Below are 16,490 nucleotides of genomic sequence, written 5' to 3' on the forward strand. Positions count from 1 at the left end.
TCCGGTTCAATACCGAACTCATTTTACTCAAGCTGCCTAATGAAATAACCGTGTCTAACTTTTAGGGGTCACTTCATTTTCTGTGGAAGGCTTTCTTTATAAAGATGTTATGATTTAAATCAATTGCTCATAGTCACTAATAAATTTTTCTACTTCATTAATATATAAGCTTGCTAATTCAATAAGAGTCTTATCCCTAAATTCAAGCGTATCAAATTGTCCTTCAAAAATGTAATAATATTCATTCAAAGGACTACTTTCTTTTTCATCTTTTTCTAAAGAATCTACTTCACTTTCTCCATTCGATACTGTCAGAACTATAGGTATAGAACTCTGACCAGCATTTGAAGTTCCTACAGGTTTTGCATGTATATTCTCATTTCTTAAATCTGTAAACACACCCTTGAATTTAAGGCTAGAGATTAATGTATCATACGCTTGTTGTTTATAATCAAAAGCGTATTGTGTGACACTTCTAATGCTTGTTAAAAATGAACTAAAAGCATAAGTAAATTCTTCCTTTGTGCCAGTAGATTGTTTAATTCTCATGTCATTTAAATAGTATTTAGCTTCTTTTAACTTGTAGTTCATATCATTAATTATAGTCATTATTTAAGGCTGTTTTCTCAAAGATTGTTGCTATAAAGAAAAGTTGGGCTATACAACAATCGCGCCCGATTGTTTAATACATTGCATCCCTATAAAACAGAACGTTATAAATCTGCTACTTTTTAAATGCAACAATATACCAAACGATATTGGCAATTAGTGACATAACGCAAAGAACGATCACATATAGAAAATCAGAAACATTATAAGTAACCGTTCCCATTACAAATGCCAGTACAATTATTGAAAGTGATATAAGTAACCCTACTCCGCAAAAAACTGCCATAACATATTTCATTCCTTTAACTCCTACCCAATACAAAATTAAAGACAGAATATAAAAGACAAGAAACATTATAATATTCAGCCACATACCTAAAGAATTGAATCCACCAGGATCCGGAAAGGGAGTTAGCGAAGCTGCAATCATTATAAAACAGAAAAGTAGCCCCGAAATTATGGTCATTAAGATAACACCATTTCTCATTCTACAACCTCCATAAGAATAATTTTTGGTAAGTTCACTTTACATATGCACCTCAACAATCTGGCCCGATTGTTGAATAACACTATTTAACCAAAACAACAAAGTTTACGAAAACAGCCTTATTTAAAGACCTCCTATATCATTAATGATATGCTTTTTATATAAAAAAAGCCTCAATAACTTTTTGATGATGATTTGTCACATAAAAAATAACGCTAGCTTATGCTCGCGTTTCACTTAAAACATATTTGCATACTCACTCCATGACAGTACATTTAGTTCTTCCTGCTTTGAATATAGATAATCAAGCATGTTTTTAAACTTTTCTGTCGGATAATTCATTTCATCTGTATTTACATCTTCTACTTTATGAAGTAGGAAAATAACCGATGCCCCTGTTTCTATTACATAATCAATCGCATTTCTAAATGTGATTTCTTCTACATTGTTATATAGAATGACCGTTTTAAGCAGATGTGGTTGAATTGGTGGAAGAATTTCATATTCTTCTCTTATTGACCTTCCTAATTTATAGTTTTTCATGACCTCTAAAACGTCATTATTATAACCGCCATAAGGATACGCTACAAAATCAGCAGTTCTGGAAAATCCATTTGAAATTAACCATTGCCTGCAAAAACGTCCAATTCTTCCTGAATACGATGTATTGACAATGTTGATAAATCTTGATGTGTAACAGTGTGATTAAACAAATCCCACCCATAATTATATATCTCTTTTAATTGTGCTAAATTCATATATCCCGTTATACCTACTGAGCTGCTAATGACACCGACTGATCCAACGAATCCTCTAGCCAACATGAGGGGAAAAGCGTTCGTATATTGAGAAATAAAACCATCATCAAAGTGAAGCAATACATTTCCTTTTGAAATCCTATTGGTGTAGATTCCATCAAATACAACAAATGTATGATTGCCAGTAACACTAATTTGTAATGTTGTAATCGAATTATTAAGACTTTCATTACCTACAACATTCAATTTAGAAAGAGGTATCATAACCTCATTCCATCCACTAATCATTTTCCATTTTGTTGTTTTCCAAGAAAAATAGCTGGCCATATTATCAACTGAAGATAACCTCAATTCAATATTAGAAAGCTTGTTCACATCTTCTACGTAGAATCGTATCATCATTGTTTTGGTTTTTGATAAGTTAAATTGTACTGATCTTATTCTACTCGCTGATGTAGTATTGGCATCATTTGTAGTTACTTTGACAGACGACTGTCCAACTTTAACATGTTCTGTATCTTGTGAAACTACTCCATACCACAATTGCCATCTTGAGAAGTCTGTCATTAATCTTCCCTGGTTAATGGTTTCTTTAGACTGCTGATTTTCCGATGTAATAGCTGCAAATCCACCCTTTTTACCATCCCAATATTGCGGTATGACTGCGCCAACTGCATCACGAATCAGCTTCTTTTTTGTAAAATCAACACCTTCACCACCTGGTATTATAAAAGTTTGCTTCACATCATCCCAATACTGACTAAGTATAGGGCTTCCCAATGCATCACGGATTAACTTTTCTTGATTAAATTTTGTCATATTATCACCCTCTGTAGTTTGTTAATGGCATCCGTTTGCATTTTATTTGTGTAATCTTTAATTTAAATCTAGGATAATCTCTACCTTCATCTATTGTCCATACCGTATCAAAATCCCATCCATCGAATGTTGATTGTGTTTGCATTTCTGTAGTTGTCCGTGCTTCGGTGTAAATTTCTGTTACTTGCTTCCAGAAATTTGACCATACTTCACCTGTTATAGGTTGTGCCCTATAATAAGGTTTTGGCCACCATGAAGGAGGACCTGTACTATTCCATTCAGTGTTAATGGAACAGTTTCTTGTTTGCGATTTTTACCAAAAACCACTAATTGATTCTCCATCACATCTGACCATCTTAAGTTGCGTAATTCACCTATTCTAATTCCTGTACCAAGCAAGGTTATAATAATTGCTGTATTTCTGTACGCTGTATATTCGTGGTCTTTACGCTTTAAACGTCTATAATATCGTAGCATCTGTCTTATATGAGTATCTGTAAAGACTTCTATTCGTTCATCTGTTTTTTGTTTTGTTATTTTATAGCAAGGATTCTTTTGAATATATTCATTTTCAGTTAAATGATTGAAAATGCTTTTAGGTTTTTCAACTTATTATTAATTGTACTAGGTGCATTTCCTTTCTCCTTCTTACAATATACTAAATAACTTTTTATCGTATTCGGAGACACATCAGAAGTGTCTAGGATATCATTCTCCCTTAACCATGTTTGAAACTCTCTAAAAAATATCCTATAGCCTTTTAAAGTTTCTTCACTTAGATTCATCATTTCTCTTTCATCTAAAAAATCTTGAATAGCGAACTTAATTAACAAAAAAAAACCACCTTAAAATAGATATAAAATCTAAGTAAAGTGTTCACTACATGCATACAATCTTATTTCAATTTAATATATACGTTAAACCCTTGATATATCAACGTTTATAACATAGCACTATTCCCTACAGAAAATTCATTCCTCGTAGGTTTTTTGGTTGTACTAGATAAAGGCAGGTCTCCTGGCTTATGTTCATCACACTTTTCACCTTCCCATTACAAGTTGTAACAGTGATCTTTTGAAACGTGCTCCCATTTACAGTTGCGGGACAGCGTCGGATTTGCACCGATCTTCCCTTTTAAACAAATCAAAATATGATTTGTACCTCTATCTTATTATTCCGTTTTTATTATTATACCGTAGTGGTTTGTGTACATTGACACCTTTATATCAGTGTAGACAACACTAATTTATCAGAAACAGGGGCATCCTCATTCACAAGATAGCTTACGACGTTTTCACAACTATACAGAGGTATCGGATACTTGCTATGCCCTCAAAATAAGAACGAGATAAACACATCGTTCATCTCGCTCCTTTACTACTCTTATTGATCTGTTTGTTTTTGCTTCTTTTTCAAATACTCCGCACGTATTTTTTCAAGTTGCTGCTTTTTATCAAATTTGGCAGGCTTCTGTTTCTCATGATATTTTTGCACAGCTACCTTACCTTTGGTATCCAATTGATATTTCCCCACTTTGTTCACCTACTTTGCTTGTCTTTAGAGAGAAACTATTCAACTTTGTACCTCTATCTTATTATTCCGTTTTTATTATTATACCATAGCGTCTTGTGTTATTAAGTCCTTCTATCTTTTATCCAATGTGTATCCTCCATTGTTAAAATAAACTTGTAAATCAAGGAATATTTTATTATTTCATAGTTAGTTATCCAACTAACTAATAACTAGAGAGGTGTAAACCAATGGCGAAACCTACTGGAATCGAAAAGTCTGATTTATTAACGGCTGCCAAGCAAAGTTTAGTGGTAAAAGGGATTGAAAAATTTACATTAAAGGCTGTTGCTAAGCGAGCCGGGGTGACACAAGGAACTATTTATTATCATTTCAAATCAAAAGAGCAAATAATTCTAGAAATTGTCCAAGATATATGTAGAAATTCTTGGAATAAAATTTTGACGATTGATCAACAAATGATTCAATCTGCACTTTTCTCTGCAAAAAGTCGATATGAAAACGAAGCCTTTTATCATAAATTATTTTTCACCTTAATCGTCTTTGGCTTTACTAACCCAGCTATTAGGCAGCAAATTGGATAAATTTTAGCGACTGAAAATGAACATTTATGTAACATTTTAAAAAAAATGTGGGATACATCACCAATTGAAGGTGTCACAGTGGAAACGTGGAGCATTTTTCTCAATGCCCTTATTGACGGTTTAGCCGTACAAGTGATGATGCGGGACGATTTCGACGTAGATGCATTCTATCAACAGTTAGAAAAAATCCTAGAGACACTGTATCGTCTAGGGAAATAATTTGAGGAGGAACCACAATGCCATTCTTTTTATGTTTTGGGTTTGCAATTTGGCTTGTAGCAAGTGCTGTATTCCGATTAATGGGGAATTACTTTTTTATCCTTGAAAAACCATTATTCATGATAGCCGCTTTCATTTTAGCTATTCCACTCATTTTGATAGCGATAATACCTATTTATTCTTTGAAAAAGATAAAGGGTACTGAGCGATTACTGGCTGCTATTTGTATCGTATTACCGGGCATGCTCATTGATGCAGTCGTATTATTAGTTTTCGATAATATTTTTCCGAATTTATCAGCTGATGTAGATCGTTATTTCGCCTCATGGCTTCTATGGGCCTATTCCCTAATACTTATTACAGGTGTTACAAAGGCTTCATTCGTGAGGAAGAATACTATTCATTCATGAAAATCAATTATGCCTCGGCTTAATTGCGTCCGGAATCCACTTTGTACTTGGGCCTGCAGATGTTTTTTGTGCGAAAGCGCAGCGACAGCAACAACACGAGGGCCGACACGATGTCGGCCACTCAGGCGTTTTTCGCAGGATGTGAAGTTCTTAGTCTGAGTTCCTCTATTTCAGCGAGTGTTTAGACACCCGCTGAAAGAAGTTAAAGGGTTTTCCATCATTATCCTAGAAGTAAGTATTGATTAGAATTAAAGGAGGAGAACAAATGGTTATAGGCCTACATCACGTTCAAATAACAATTCCAAAAGGTGAAGAAGAAAAAGGGAAACATTTTTACTGTCAAGTATTAGGACTAAAAGAACTTGAAAAGCCTGATTCGCTTAAAGGACGAGGTGGGTTTTGGTTACAGGTCGGCAATAAAGAGGTACATGTAGGAACAGAAGATGGCTTTGATAGATTAACGACTAAAGCTCATATCGCCTATCAAGTTAAAAATATAGGTGAGTGGAAAAAGATATTAATCGAACATCATATTGAAATTTTCGACTCAGTTCCTATTCCTCATTTTGAACGCTTTGAATTTAGAGATCCATTCGGTAATAGAGTAGAAATGATTCAGGAAATTTAAATCAACAGTTGAATAGAAGTTAATTTCTATTCAACTGGCATGTTTTCAAAAATATGATGGTGAATATCTCATGACAGTCGTTTTAACAAATGTCATCTAACTTTTGAATTTTATCGGATCACTTTTTCGTTTTATTGGCCAATTGTTTTATTTTATCGATTAACTTTTGCGTTTTATCCCCCAACTTTTGAATTTTATCGACATCCGCCGTCTAAAAAGCAAAAAATGAAAACCTGAATATCGCTAAGTATTTCATGCTGAGTGTATCGTCGTTTCCCCCTCCGTCAAGGCTTTTACTACCCTATGACCTTTCGATTCTAACAATTACTTCACCCAACTGAAACATTTGTAATAAAACTGTAAATTAAGGCGATGAAGCCTTTTGTATCAGGTGTTTACAGTGAATTCCCATCCACCGTGGTAACAATTACCTCAAAGAAGCCTTACTTTTTCATGCTACGATTAATTCCAGAGAAAATCCAAAACAGGATTAAACTTAACAAATAGCTTCAGGAGGAACTTAACATCATGAATAAAAAATTTTTAACAACAACATTAGCATTATCGATAGGTTTTAGTACATTGGGAATAGTACAACCAACTGTTCACCCAGTAAAAGTAGAGGCTGCAACAACTAATGCTCAAAATAACTCTCAGGCTGTTGCTGCGAAAGCGGAACAATTAATTCAAACTGGAAAAAGCTTAATTGGTCAAGCAACATATAGTAATACAACATACAAGGCTACGTATCCATATAAATTTTCTTGTGCAACTTTTATCATGTACATTTTCGAGAAAAATGGTATAGATATTGGAACTTACAATGAAGATTATATGATGCAACAAGGGACTTACGTGGCAAAGAATCAATTACAAAAAGGCGATTTACTTTTCTTTAAGAGTAAAAAAACAGGAACAGATCCTGATCATGTAGGAATGTATATTGGCAACAATAAAATGATTCACATGGCTGATCCTAAGCAAAATATCGTTATCTCTGATTTAAATAGTAAACCATATTATACAGATAATTATGTAACTGCTCGTAGAGTATTACCTACACTACTTTCAGCTAATCCTGCAACTAAAGGCGATAAAATTGTTGAAAACGCCTTTAATTATAAAAATAAAGTAACGATCAGCTCTACAAATAATGAAGCAAGTCTTCGCTTTACAGCGCCAGGATTTGTAGACTTTGTTTATCGCAAGAGTGGCGTTAAACTTGGTACAACCAATTTAAAGGATCTGATGAATGCTGGCACAACCGTTTCACGTTCCAATTTAAAAAAGGGTGATTTAGTGTTCTTTAATAGTGTTGTAGGCTCTAAAACTCCTTCACTAGTAGCTATCTATGCAGGTGATCACCGTATTATCATTCCAAGTTCTAGTGGTATAAATACAAGAGTACTAATGGTTGATTATTACAAAGAGCATTATATTACAGCAAAACGTGTTTTTTAAGACCGCTCTAAATTGTATGTAGAAAAAAGAAGCTTTCCTTAAGGAAGCTTCTTTTTCTTTTTATTTATTTTTCAACTGATTCGCAAATTCGATCATAGATTTGCTAGACATTGGTCCTTTAATAAGTACGATGGTTTCACTATCGAGCTTAGTCTTTAGTACATCTAATACTCCTGAAACATCTTTAAACATATGAACGTCCGCCTTCGTACCTTCCTTCAACGCTTGGTTCGCGATATTTTCTGCTCTTTTACCAATAGTAATAAGCGTATCAATAGTTCTTTTCGCGACCATTGTGCCAATCTCTCGATGATATTTTTCTTCGAAATTGCCTAATCTCTTAATGTCACCTAAAATAAGAATTATTTTTTTCCCTTTTCCTATCGTATCTAACACCTTTAGTGCCGCTTCAACAGAAGTTGGGTTATTTGTCCAAGTATCATCTACGATCGTACTTTCACCGATGCCAGTTGAAAACTCTAAATGTCTTGCCATCGCTTTAAACGTTTTTAAATGCGAAATTGCGATTTCAATGGAAAGCCCCATTTCCTTTACAGCAGCTATAGCCGCTAACGCATTATATACTTGATGTTCACCGTATCCTGGAACAAATACATTGAACTGGTCATTTGACACTTTTAGTACAAATTGCATACCGCCTTTTGTGAATTGGATATTCTTAGCTTGATAATCTGATTTTTCGTGAACGCCAAAAGTAATCAACTTCCCTTTAAATTTATGCAAGGGGATCTTTTTAGTGTTTTCATCATCACCATTAATGATTAGTGTGCCATCTTTTTTTATTCCTTCTAAAATTTCTGCCTTTGCTTTTATATACCCATCAAGATTTATACACCCGTCTAAATGATGGACACCTATATTCGTAATAATACCAATCGTCGGTTGATAGATCATACACTGGTGTTTAATATTTCCGATATTGCCCAAACCTAATTCAAATATGGCTGCTTTTGTCTTCTGATTGATTCCAGTCAAGTATGGCAAGGATTGCCGTGGCTCATTTTTACTACTTACAGATGCTTGAACATCCCATTCCTTACTAGTTATGTGTTTAATCATTTCTTTCGTAGTAGTTTTCCCACATGTTCCGGTTAAAGCAACGACTGGTATTTCGAATAGATTTCTGTAATATTCAATGAATTTCCAATAGGCCTGCACAATACTCCTAACGCGTATTACAGTTGTATTCTTCAGTGCATCTTTCAATTCTTCTGATGATTTATCCGAAATGACTAGAGATGGCCCCTTTCGATCTATTTCTTGCCAGTTGATGGTATCTCTTTTACTAACAAACATAAGGGTATGATTTTGTGTAAGATCATGTCGGTTGTAATAAATCGCATGTTTAACAGACCAGCGTTCAGAACCGCTTAATAATTCTCCTTGCAATAGTTTTCTTATCTCATGCACACTGATATGTTGCAAGTTAACTTCGCCTCCTTTCTATAAAGTACATTTCTGATAAATGAGCTATATATAACTAGCCTTCTTTCTTTTAGCAATCAGCTATATATATGCTCAATATCTAGTAAATGATGAAAAATAACATTTATTTAGGTGAAATCTATTCGGAAGCAGATGATTTCTTTATTTTTAGATCATCTGCCAACTTATAAATTTCTTTACTATACATATCTCCTTTAATGAAAATAATCGTATTTTCATCTACAATATCTTCTAATAATTTATAGGCCAGCGTACTATTTTTATAAATATACACAGGTGAACTCAGTCCTGCCTCAATGGCATGAACCGCCATAATACTTGCATGTTCCCCTATCGTAATGAGTACATCAACCCCAATTTGCCTAATTATTTCTCCCGCTTGCTCGTGAATGATATATCCCCAAGACCCTAAATCTGTAATCGTCCCAATAATGGCAATCTTTTTCTTCCCTTCTCCGAGCGCATTCAAAACCTTTAACCCTGCCTCCAAAGAAGTAGTCGTAATATTCCATGTATCATCTATTAATATGGAATTATTAATGCCCTTAAACACCTGAAGCTGCTTATTCAGTTTTCGGTATGATTGCAGTTGTTCAGCTGCTAAAGAAATCGGCAAGCCCATTTCATAAATAGCTGCAATCGCAGCAAGCGCATTATATACTTGGTGCTCGCCAAAACCTGGTACATAGATTTCATAGAGTTTCTTCTTGTGATGAACGTTGAACAGCATACCATTTTTGTGGTAGCGAATATTACTTGCTCGAAAATCACAGGATGTATGCTTGCCTACTTTAATGATGCGGCCGTGAAACTTCGATAAATCTATTTTACCTGTGTTGATATCCTCAGCATTAATGATTAATGTGCCTGTAGGGCTAATAATGTCCAACATTTCACCCTTTGCTTGGATATATCCCTCCAACGTTTTACAATAATTTAAATGATGTGCTCCTATATTTGTAATGATCCCAATAGTCGGCTTAAAATAATCCCCTGCAATTCGGATGTCTCCCGGTGAACCAACAGCAGTCTCAAAAACGGCTGCTTCAGTATGATCATCAATATTCAGTAAGTATTGCAAAGAAGCAGTTCTAGAATTACTACTAAGTGGCGTAGATGTTACATTTTTATTGGCAGATAGTATATGTTTAATCATTTCCTTCGTCGTCGATTTACCAGAAGTACCAGTAATGGCTACGATAGGGATATTAAATTGATTGCGATAAAAATCTACAAACTTCCAATAGGCCTCATCTGTATCTCTTACTTTAATGATGATTATTTGCTCAGGTACTTCTTTTTTTCTATAAAATCTATCGGTTACAAGTACTATAGGATAAAATGGCTCAAGTTTTTCCCAGTTGACAATAGGCTTACTCGTAAAAAGGACTGTATTTGGTCTTTTAACTTGCTTTAGTCGATATGCACCATGTTGAATCAACACTTCCTCCGACCCTTGCACTAAATCGCCTGCAGTTATCGCTTTTAAATCCTGCACTGTAAGAGGCTTCATATCAATCTCCCCTCCTTTCATTTTCTAGTATATGTAACTTCTTAAAAGTTGCTTGGATGTAGACGAGATACATAACTAGAGGAAATCTATTTCTTCGCATATATATATAGTTGATTAAGTATCTAAGTACCAATAGAAGGAGTGATATACCTGAAAACGATTATATTTATCGGCACAAACAAATCCGGGTCAAGTCGTGAAGCAACAAGAGCAGCAGAAAAATTAGGTTATTTTACTGTACTTTTTACAAACAACGAAAAGCAATTGCAGCAGAGAAGAGCCTACCCAGATATTCATAAAATGATTCTTATTGATACTTCAAATATAGAAGACATGAAAGATGAGATTAACAATTTAAGTAAAATTGGGTTAGAAATAAAATCTATCGTTAGTTTTGTCGATCCTTATGTCCATATTGCCTCTATGTTATGTGATGAATTTTGTGAAAACTATACATCTTCAACAGCTATTGAAATGATGGAGGATAAAGAGAAGACTAGAAATTTTTTAAAGAACCAGCCTTATACTCCTACATTTTTCCTTCTCAAGCCTAATGAGTCCGTGCCTAACAACTTGAAATTTCCACTCATTGTAAAATCTCCAAAATCAACAGGCTCCAAAGATGTTTTGTTAGCAAATGACTCAAGCGAACTGAATAAACACCTAAGCTACCTACGAAGTAAAAATCCTCGTGAAACACTAATGATTGAAGAATATATCGATGGCCCACAATATTTAGTAGAAGCACTTGTCTATAAGCGACAACCTCATGTCATTGGCATTATTGAACAAGAAATTACTCAAGGTAAACGTTTTATCATAACTGGTTACGGGGTTCTCGTGAAAGTTCCTAAAGAAATTCAAACTGGTCTTGAGGAGGTGCTCCAATCTATTGTTAAAGCGTTTAACATCGAAAATGGGGCACTGCATTTAGAACTCCGTTTAACAAAGAATGGCTGGAAGCTTATCGAGATTAATCCTCGAATTTCAGGGGGGGCAATGAATTCAATGATTTCTGCCGCTTTTGGATTTAATTTAGTGGAAGAAACACTTAAATTATTTTTAGGTGAATGCCCTAATATCAATCCTAGGCATAAAAAGTTCGTCTATACAAAATACGTAATTGTTGAAAGTAAAGGTATTTTAGAAAAAGTTATTGGAAGAAATAGAGCAACGAATTCACCGGGAGTTGTGGAAGTATATGTGAAGCCGAGAAGAGGAACATTTCTGACCCCTCCTTTATCGATGGGACATCGTTATGCCTATGTAATTGCGGAAGGTGCGACATTAGATGAAGCAAAAGATAACGCAATAAATGCCGCAAAAGAAATAAAATTCATTCTAAAAGTGTCATAGATTTAAGATTCATGAAACTGCTCTCATTGTTTAGCTACAAAAAATATCCCGAATAATTGTCCCTTTTCAAAAGGTCAATTACTCGGGCTTTTTTATTTATTCTTTAAATGTTTGCTCTAAAAATTTAACCGTTTCGAACATATTCGTTTTACTAGCACCCTTTACTAAAATGGTGTCGTACGGTTCTATAACTTTCTCTAAAAGAGCATGCAAGCTTTCCTTATTAATGAAATGATAAATTTTAGAAGGATCCATCCCTATAGCCTTTGCGGCTGCTCCCATTTCCTCCGTTCTAAAGCCATATGTGATGAATAAATCTATGTCTTGCTCATAAATATATTCACCCAATTTACGATATTCCTCTTCTCTCAAATCCCCTAGTTCTCGCATTTGCCCAATAATAGCAACTTTACGTTTCTTTGCTATATTTGTAAGAACATTAATAGCTGCACGTACGCCCTGTGGATGAGAGTGAACCGTATCGTCAATAACCGTAATATCATCTGAACAGTTATAAATCGTTAATCTTCTAGGTGGTTTTTTAAAGTTTAGCCCCGCTTGAATATCTGCTGGACTAAATCCTAAATAATCTGCAACTGCAACCGCATTCAGCGCATTGTAAACATGATGCTCTCCTAAAATGGGGATATACATAGCCATTTCCTGTCCTTGTAGCTTTATTTTAAAGGTCATACCGATATCTTTATATTGAATATCATAAGCATTATAGTCCGCTGTGCCATGAATACCAACTGTTAATACCTTTCCTTTAAATTGCTGTGTCTCTAAATATTTTGAGTTGTCATCGTCCTTATTCAATATTAATAAACCGTTTTGATCCATGCCATGTATTAATTCTGATTTTGCCTTGGCCACGCCTTTAATATCTCCATCAAAGTTGCCTACATGAGCTAAACCTATATTTGTAATAATACTAATATTCGGTTGGATAATACTACAGTGATTCGTTATGATACCTGGGTAGGCCATCCCGTACTCTAACACAACAGCCTCATGCGAATCGTTAATTTCTTCTTTATGTTTTTTCGTATGCTCTGTTGTATTCCAATAATCTTTTGACTCAAAAATATTCCATTTTTCCGATAAAATAGAGGCAAGAAATGCTTTTGATGTCGTTTTTCCAGCACTGCCGGTAATCGCAATAATCGGTAAAGCCCTATTTGTCTTCTGTTGGGTAATTTTACTTTTAACTTCGCTTATAGCCTTATTTGTCGTCTGTTGTGTATTTTCACTTTTAACTTCGCCAATAGCCTTATTTGTCGTCTGTTGTGTATTTTCACTTTTAACTTCGCTTATATCCTTATTTTTCTTCTGTTTCTTAATTTCCCTTTTTATTTGCTTTTGGTTGTTAGCAAGGTACATGGCGTACCTTATCGTATTGATCACCACGTCTAATTCTAAATAAAAGGCAGGAGGGCAACCTGGTCGCCAGTTTACTTCATACATCCAAATTTTCCGATGTTCATCTAAGCCTATATCAATGCCAATTTCATCAATAACTTCTCCAAATTGCACCATCTGAATTTCATCTAAATGTTGAGCTAGCGATAAGGAAAAATGCTCTAACATACGCCGAATATCAAAGGCCTCTTCTTTAAATTCCTGCTCTAGAAAAGGATCTAAATAATTCGTAAATCCACCATTGTTTATATTAGGTATAATAGAGCCATTTGGTGCAATTCGTGGATAAATCGTCGTTATAACCCATTTACCTTCACCGTTTTTTTGAACATGAAGACGAAAATCATAAACTTGACCTGTTTTTGTTGTGGATTGAATATAGGGTTGCACGATAAAGGTGCCTGTAGAAAGCTGCCCTCTAATTATTTCATCTAGCTGTGACTTGGAACAAACAGTCGTTTCAGAATCCTTTTTTACTTCAAAGTTAGTACTTCCTACTTTCGAAATAAAATAAATCCCTTTACCCTTACGGCCATCTGTCGGTTTAAATACGACTTTTCTATAAAAAGCGATAAATTTATGGAATAAATCAATATTTGCTACAATTTCAGATGGAATTAAATACTTTTCGAACTCCTTAGCTTCCTTCAGCCGCTTCATTACATTCCACTTATTCCCTATAGAATAGGTTGTAAAAGGGATTTCCTTTTTCAATTTCTCAATAATGTCCTTTGATACGGATAATTTTTCTGGACTCCCTGCATTGTATATAACATCTGGGAAAGGCATCGTTCTTTCATGCCAATCACCATTTTCATATACTTTTCCTCTAATGGAACGATCATCGAAGTTAACACTTTTTGGTGTAAAGTAAAAAAATTGAGCCCCTTCTGCTTTTGCGACAGCTGCAAACGCATAAGACTTAATAACTGTTCGAGGATCTAGACGATGATGTAACATTCCAATAATTGTCATTCATTAATCTCTTCCCTTCATACGATTCTCTCTTTAATAAATTCAGTCATACAACGTGCATATAGACAGATGCTCTAATTTTCATGTTATTTTAATAGGCTGCAAAAAGTTAAAAATTTCATCACCATTTGGGCTCAATGATAAATTTCCCTTTTAACATGTCTGGCTTCAGTAACTGAATCGCAGAAATACTACTTAATTCAATGGATTTTACTGTGGACGTTCGCTCTAATCTGACAACCTCTGCAATTAAATTCGTATCATGCCCTTCATAATCATAAGCACGCAAAAGCGAAACAGTTCCTCGACAAAGTTCTTTATCAATAGCCTCTATACGAAAAAACTCTGTTTCAAACTGCTTTACCGTATCCATTAACCTTAAATGGGTACCGTTTTGTGTAATTAAAAAAAAGGGAATTGTATCACTTCCCACAATTTTCACAAGCAGTTGACCAAAGTATTTAGAATGAAAATCCTTTATCATATCTTGGAGTGCTTTTATGTCGTAGAGCGCTTCACATAGAAAATGGTTTCTTTTATTTTCATTATTCATTTCCCCCAGCCCCTCCCAAGTCTACATGTGCCCATTCGTCCAGGACAGTAAGACTACCTATTTAAGGTTTTAGTGTAAAAAATATAAGTGGGAGTTCTACTGCCCGTAATAGCCTGATTGGTTTATGAACAATCAGCGGGGATAAGAATCTCCCATTTCACTTTATCCAACATCTTCTCTTTATCATATGTAAAGACAATGAATATGACGACTTTTTTCGATTTACCTATAAAATTAGTTCTTTATCTTGAAAACTGAGGGAAAATAGTTAACCGAATTTAGATTATGTTAACCTTTCATTTGGAGAATTGATATTTTGAAGTTCATTGCAGAAGGTTTTAAAGCAAGAATAAACGGGCAGTATGACTCCCTAAACAACAACAAAGAAGTTAGGTCGGAGTTCAACTGCCCGTTAATGCTCGTTTGATGATGAGTAATTATTAATAGTGAACTCCACGTTTCACTTTATTGAACACTTTGTTGGTCCCCCTGATTTAGCAGAATTACACCGCCAATAATTAGTGTAATTCCGATTGCTGAGTATAAATTAAACATTTCTCCCCACACAACAATTCCGACAATTACTGTTAAGGCTGTACCTATACCTGACCAAATGGCATATGCAAGGCTTAATGGCAGCGTTTTTAAGCATAAGGACAAAGAATAAAACGAAATCCCATATCCTATGGCTACAGCGATGGATGGACTTATAATTGTAAATGCCTCTGAAAACTTAAGCATCGTAGTTGCAAATACCTCACTGACAATAGATAACGCTAAAAAAAGATAACCCTTCATTTACAAATTCCTCCTTAATGTCCGCTACCCGCAAGGTTAAGGATAACTACACCAACAATAATAAATAGAATACCCATCAGCTTTTTTTTATTAAATAATTCCTTATAAAAGATTACACCGATTAATGCCGTTAGCGCCGTTCCTATTCCTGCCCATATCGCATAGGCAGTGCCAATTGCTAAAGATTGTAATGTTAGAGAAAAGAAATAAAAAGCTGTTCCATAGCCAACCACTACACCAATTGAGGGGAATAATCGTTTAAAGCCATTTGTAAGTTTCAGCATCGAACTTGCAAAAACTTCTGCGATAATTGAAATAAATAAAAAACCTAAAGCACTCATGTATGTTAGTCCTTCCTTGTCATGTGCATTAATTGTTCAAAGACAGCTTCTGTTGCCTTATCGGATAACGGTGCGATATTTAATAGTTTTGAATAATACAATCCATCAATCGTTAACCGAATCAAATGAACAACGGAGGCCTCTAAGCCATCCTGAAACAACTCTTCTAATAAACATTCATAAACGGTTGAGATGGATGAATGGTCATTATGCAATATTTGAACCGCAATATTTAAAGATGCTCCATTCGCAAGATCTTTTTGAGAAGTTAAAATAAATGCTCTCGACAGCCTTCCTGTCCCTTGCTCAAAACTTGCTAGATGTTCAAAGGATTGTATAACCTCGTTTAAAATCGTTTCAGCAATTGCAGTTTGAAGGGCATCCTTCGTATTAAAATGATACAGTAAACCACCTTTACTAATGTTCGCCCTTTCGGCTATCCTTTCTAAAGTTAAAGTACTTAAATCATTATCCTTTAAAAATTGAATCGCCGTTTGAATAATATGTATTCGTTTTAAATCTGCTTTTGATGACACACAATCCCCCCTTTTCGCCTTGGC

The 16,490-nt window shown here is 34.7% G+C and carries 20 protein-coding genes and 1 riboswitch; of the genes, 6 read left to right on the top strand and 14 right to left on the bottom strand.

Annotated elements, in window-relative coordinates; all coding sequences use genetic code 11:
- Nucleotides 1–114: 114 nt before the first annotated feature.
- The 7 genes from AC3WSK_RS14200 to AC3WSK_RS14230 form a co-directional block, all read right to left on the bottom strand.
- Nucleotides 115–609 carry a hypothetical protein gene (locus AC3WSK_RS14200; RefSeq protein ID WP_492414991.1) on the bottom strand — a complete coding sequence of 165 codons (495 nt, stop codon included), beginning with the start codon at nt 607–609 and terminating at the stop codon, nt 115–117.
- Between the two features lie 115 nt (nt 610–724).
- Nucleotides 725–1,096 carry a DUF5391 family protein gene (locus AC3WSK_RS14205; protein ID WP_200749829.1) on the bottom strand — a complete coding sequence of 124 codons (372 nt, stop codon included), beginning with the start codon at nt 1,094–1,096 and terminating at the stop codon, nt 725–727.
- 237 nt (nt 1,097–1,333) lie between these two features.
- A complete protein-coding gene (locus AC3WSK_RS14210; RefSeq protein ID WP_492535059.1) occupies nt 1,334–1,639 on the bottom strand; it encodes a polysaccharide deacetylase family protein in 306 nt (101 codons plus the stop codon).
- Nucleotides 1,640–1,716: 77 nt separating this feature from the next.
- Nucleotides 1,717–2,673 (bottom strand): polysaccharide deacetylase family protein, encoded by a 957-nt coding sequence (locus AC3WSK_RS14215; RefSeq protein ID WP_492535061.1) that lies wholly within the window; start codon nt 2,671–2,673, stop codon nt 1,717–1,719.
- A 216-nt stretch (nt 2,674–2,889) separates the two neighbouring features.
- Nucleotides 2,890–3,150, bottom strand: a complete 261-nt coding sequence (locus AC3WSK_RS14220) for a tyrosine-type recombinase/integrase (protein ID WP_492414139.1) — start codon at nt 3,148–3,150, stop codon at nt 2,890–2,892.
- 98 nt (nt 3,151–3,248) lie between these two features.
- Nucleotides 3,249–3,506 (bottom strand): phage integrase N-terminal SAM-like domain-containing protein, encoded by a 258-nt coding sequence (locus AC3WSK_RS14225; RefSeq protein ID WP_492414140.1) that lies wholly within the window; start codon nt 3,504–3,506, stop codon nt 3,249–3,251.
- Between the two features lie 157 nt (nt 3,507–3,663).
- A riboswitch (cobalamin riboswitch) is annotated at nt 3,664–3,853 on the bottom strand.
- A 203-nt stretch (nt 3,854–4,056) separates the two neighbouring features.
- A complete protein-coding gene (locus tag AC3WSK_RS14230) occupies nt 4,057–4,206 on the bottom strand; it encodes a hypothetical protein (RefSeq protein ID WP_094075068.1) in 150 nt (49 codons plus the stop codon).
- Nucleotides 4,207–4,433: 227 nt separating this feature from the next.
- Between AC3WSK_RS14230 and AC3WSK_RS14235 the strand changes: the two genes are divergently transcribed.
- From AC3WSK_RS14235 to AC3WSK_RS14255, 5 genes are all read left to right on the top strand, one after another.
- On the top strand, nt 4,434–4,787 hold the full coding sequence (locus AC3WSK_RS14235) for a TetR/AcrR family transcriptional regulator (protein WP_240518201.1): 354 nt from the start codon (nt 4,434–4,436) through the stop codon (nt 4,785–4,787).
- 78 nt (nt 4,788–4,865) lie between these two features.
- On the top strand, nt 4,866–5,006 hold the full coding sequence (locus tag AC3WSK_RS14240; RefSeq protein WP_240518200.1) for a hypothetical protein: 141 nt from the start codon (nt 4,866–4,868) through the stop codon (nt 5,004–5,006).
- Between the two features lie 17 nt (nt 5,007–5,023).
- Nucleotides 5,024–5,416: a DUF5367 domain-containing protein gene (locus AC3WSK_RS14245; RefSeq protein WP_492414141.1), complete on the top strand. Its 393-nt coding sequence runs from the start codon at nt 5,024–5,026 to the stop codon at nt 5,414–5,416.
- A 265-nt stretch (nt 5,417–5,681) separates the two neighbouring features.
- Nucleotides 5,682–6,044, top strand: coding sequence for a VOC family protein (locus tag AC3WSK_RS14250; RefSeq protein WP_492414142.1), 363 nt, complete (start codon nt 5,682–5,684; stop codon nt 6,042–6,044).
- A gap of 528 nt (nt 6,045–6,572) precedes the next feature.
- Nucleotides 6,573–7,505: a C40 family peptidase gene (locus tag AC3WSK_RS14255; protein ID WP_079560172.1), complete on the top strand. Its 933-nt coding sequence runs from the start codon at nt 6,573–6,575 to the stop codon at nt 7,503–7,505.
- Nucleotides 7,506–7,565: 60 nt separating this feature from the next.
- On the opposite strand, the gene AC3WSK_RS14260 is transcribed toward AC3WSK_RS14255, so the two are convergent.
- Together AC3WSK_RS14260 and AC3WSK_RS14265 are read right to left on the bottom strand one after the other, a co-directional pair.
- Nucleotides 7,566–8,951: a UDP-N-acetylmuramoyl-tripeptide--D-alanyl-D-alanine ligase gene (locus AC3WSK_RS14260; protein ID WP_079560171.1), complete on the bottom strand. Its 1,386-nt coding sequence runs from the start codon at nt 8,949–8,951 to the stop codon at nt 7,566–7,568.
- 139 nt (nt 8,952–9,090) lie between these two features.
- Entirely contained in the window at nt 9,091–10,485 is a 1,395-nt protein-coding gene (locus AC3WSK_RS14265; protein WP_079560170.1) for a UDP-N-acetylmuramoyl-tripeptide--D-alanyl-D-alanine ligase, read from the bottom strand.
- Nucleotides 10,486–10,635: 150 nt separating this feature from the next.
- Between AC3WSK_RS14265 and AC3WSK_RS14270 the strand changes: the two genes are divergently transcribed.
- A complete protein-coding gene (locus AC3WSK_RS14270; RefSeq protein WP_170938906.1) occupies nt 10,636–11,841 on the top strand; it encodes an ATP-grasp domain-containing protein in 1,206 nt (401 codons plus the stop codon).
- A gap of 96 nt (nt 11,842–11,937) precedes the next feature.
- Here AC3WSK_RS14270 and AC3WSK_RS14275 read toward each other — a convergent pair whose 3' ends face one another.
- From AC3WSK_RS14275 to AC3WSK_RS14295, 5 genes are all read right to left on the bottom strand, one after another.
- Entirely contained in the window at nt 11,938–14,238 is a 2,301-nt protein-coding gene (locus AC3WSK_RS14275) for a YheC/YheD family protein (protein WP_492414143.1), read from the bottom strand.
- A 121-nt stretch (nt 14,239–14,359) separates the two neighbouring features.
- Nucleotides 14,360–14,791: a hypothetical protein gene (locus tag AC3WSK_RS14280; protein WP_079560168.1), complete on the bottom strand. Its 432-nt coding sequence runs from the start codon at nt 14,789–14,791 to the stop codon at nt 14,360–14,362.
- Between the two features lie 465 nt (nt 14,792–15,256).
- A complete protein-coding gene (locus AC3WSK_RS14285; protein WP_492414144.1) occupies nt 15,257–15,589 on the bottom strand; it encodes a DMT family transporter in 333 nt (110 codons plus the stop codon).
- A gap of 14 nt (nt 15,590–15,603) precedes the next feature.
- The gene (locus tag AC3WSK_RS14290; RefSeq protein WP_079560166.1) at nt 15,604–15,930 is read right to left on the bottom strand and encodes a DMT family transporter; all 327 of its coding nucleotides are present in this window, start codon (nt 15,928–15,930) and stop codon (nt 15,604–15,606) included.
- A gap of 5 nt (nt 15,931–15,935) precedes the next feature.
- Nucleotides 15,936–16,466: a TetR/AcrR family transcriptional regulator gene (locus tag AC3WSK_RS14295; RefSeq protein WP_492414145.1), complete on the bottom strand. Its 531-nt coding sequence runs from the start codon at nt 16,464–16,466 to the stop codon at nt 15,936–15,938.
- Nucleotides 16,467–16,490: the final 24 nt, after the last annotated feature.

The organism is Lysinibacillus sp. EB271-A1-10B, from assembly GCF_058791335.1.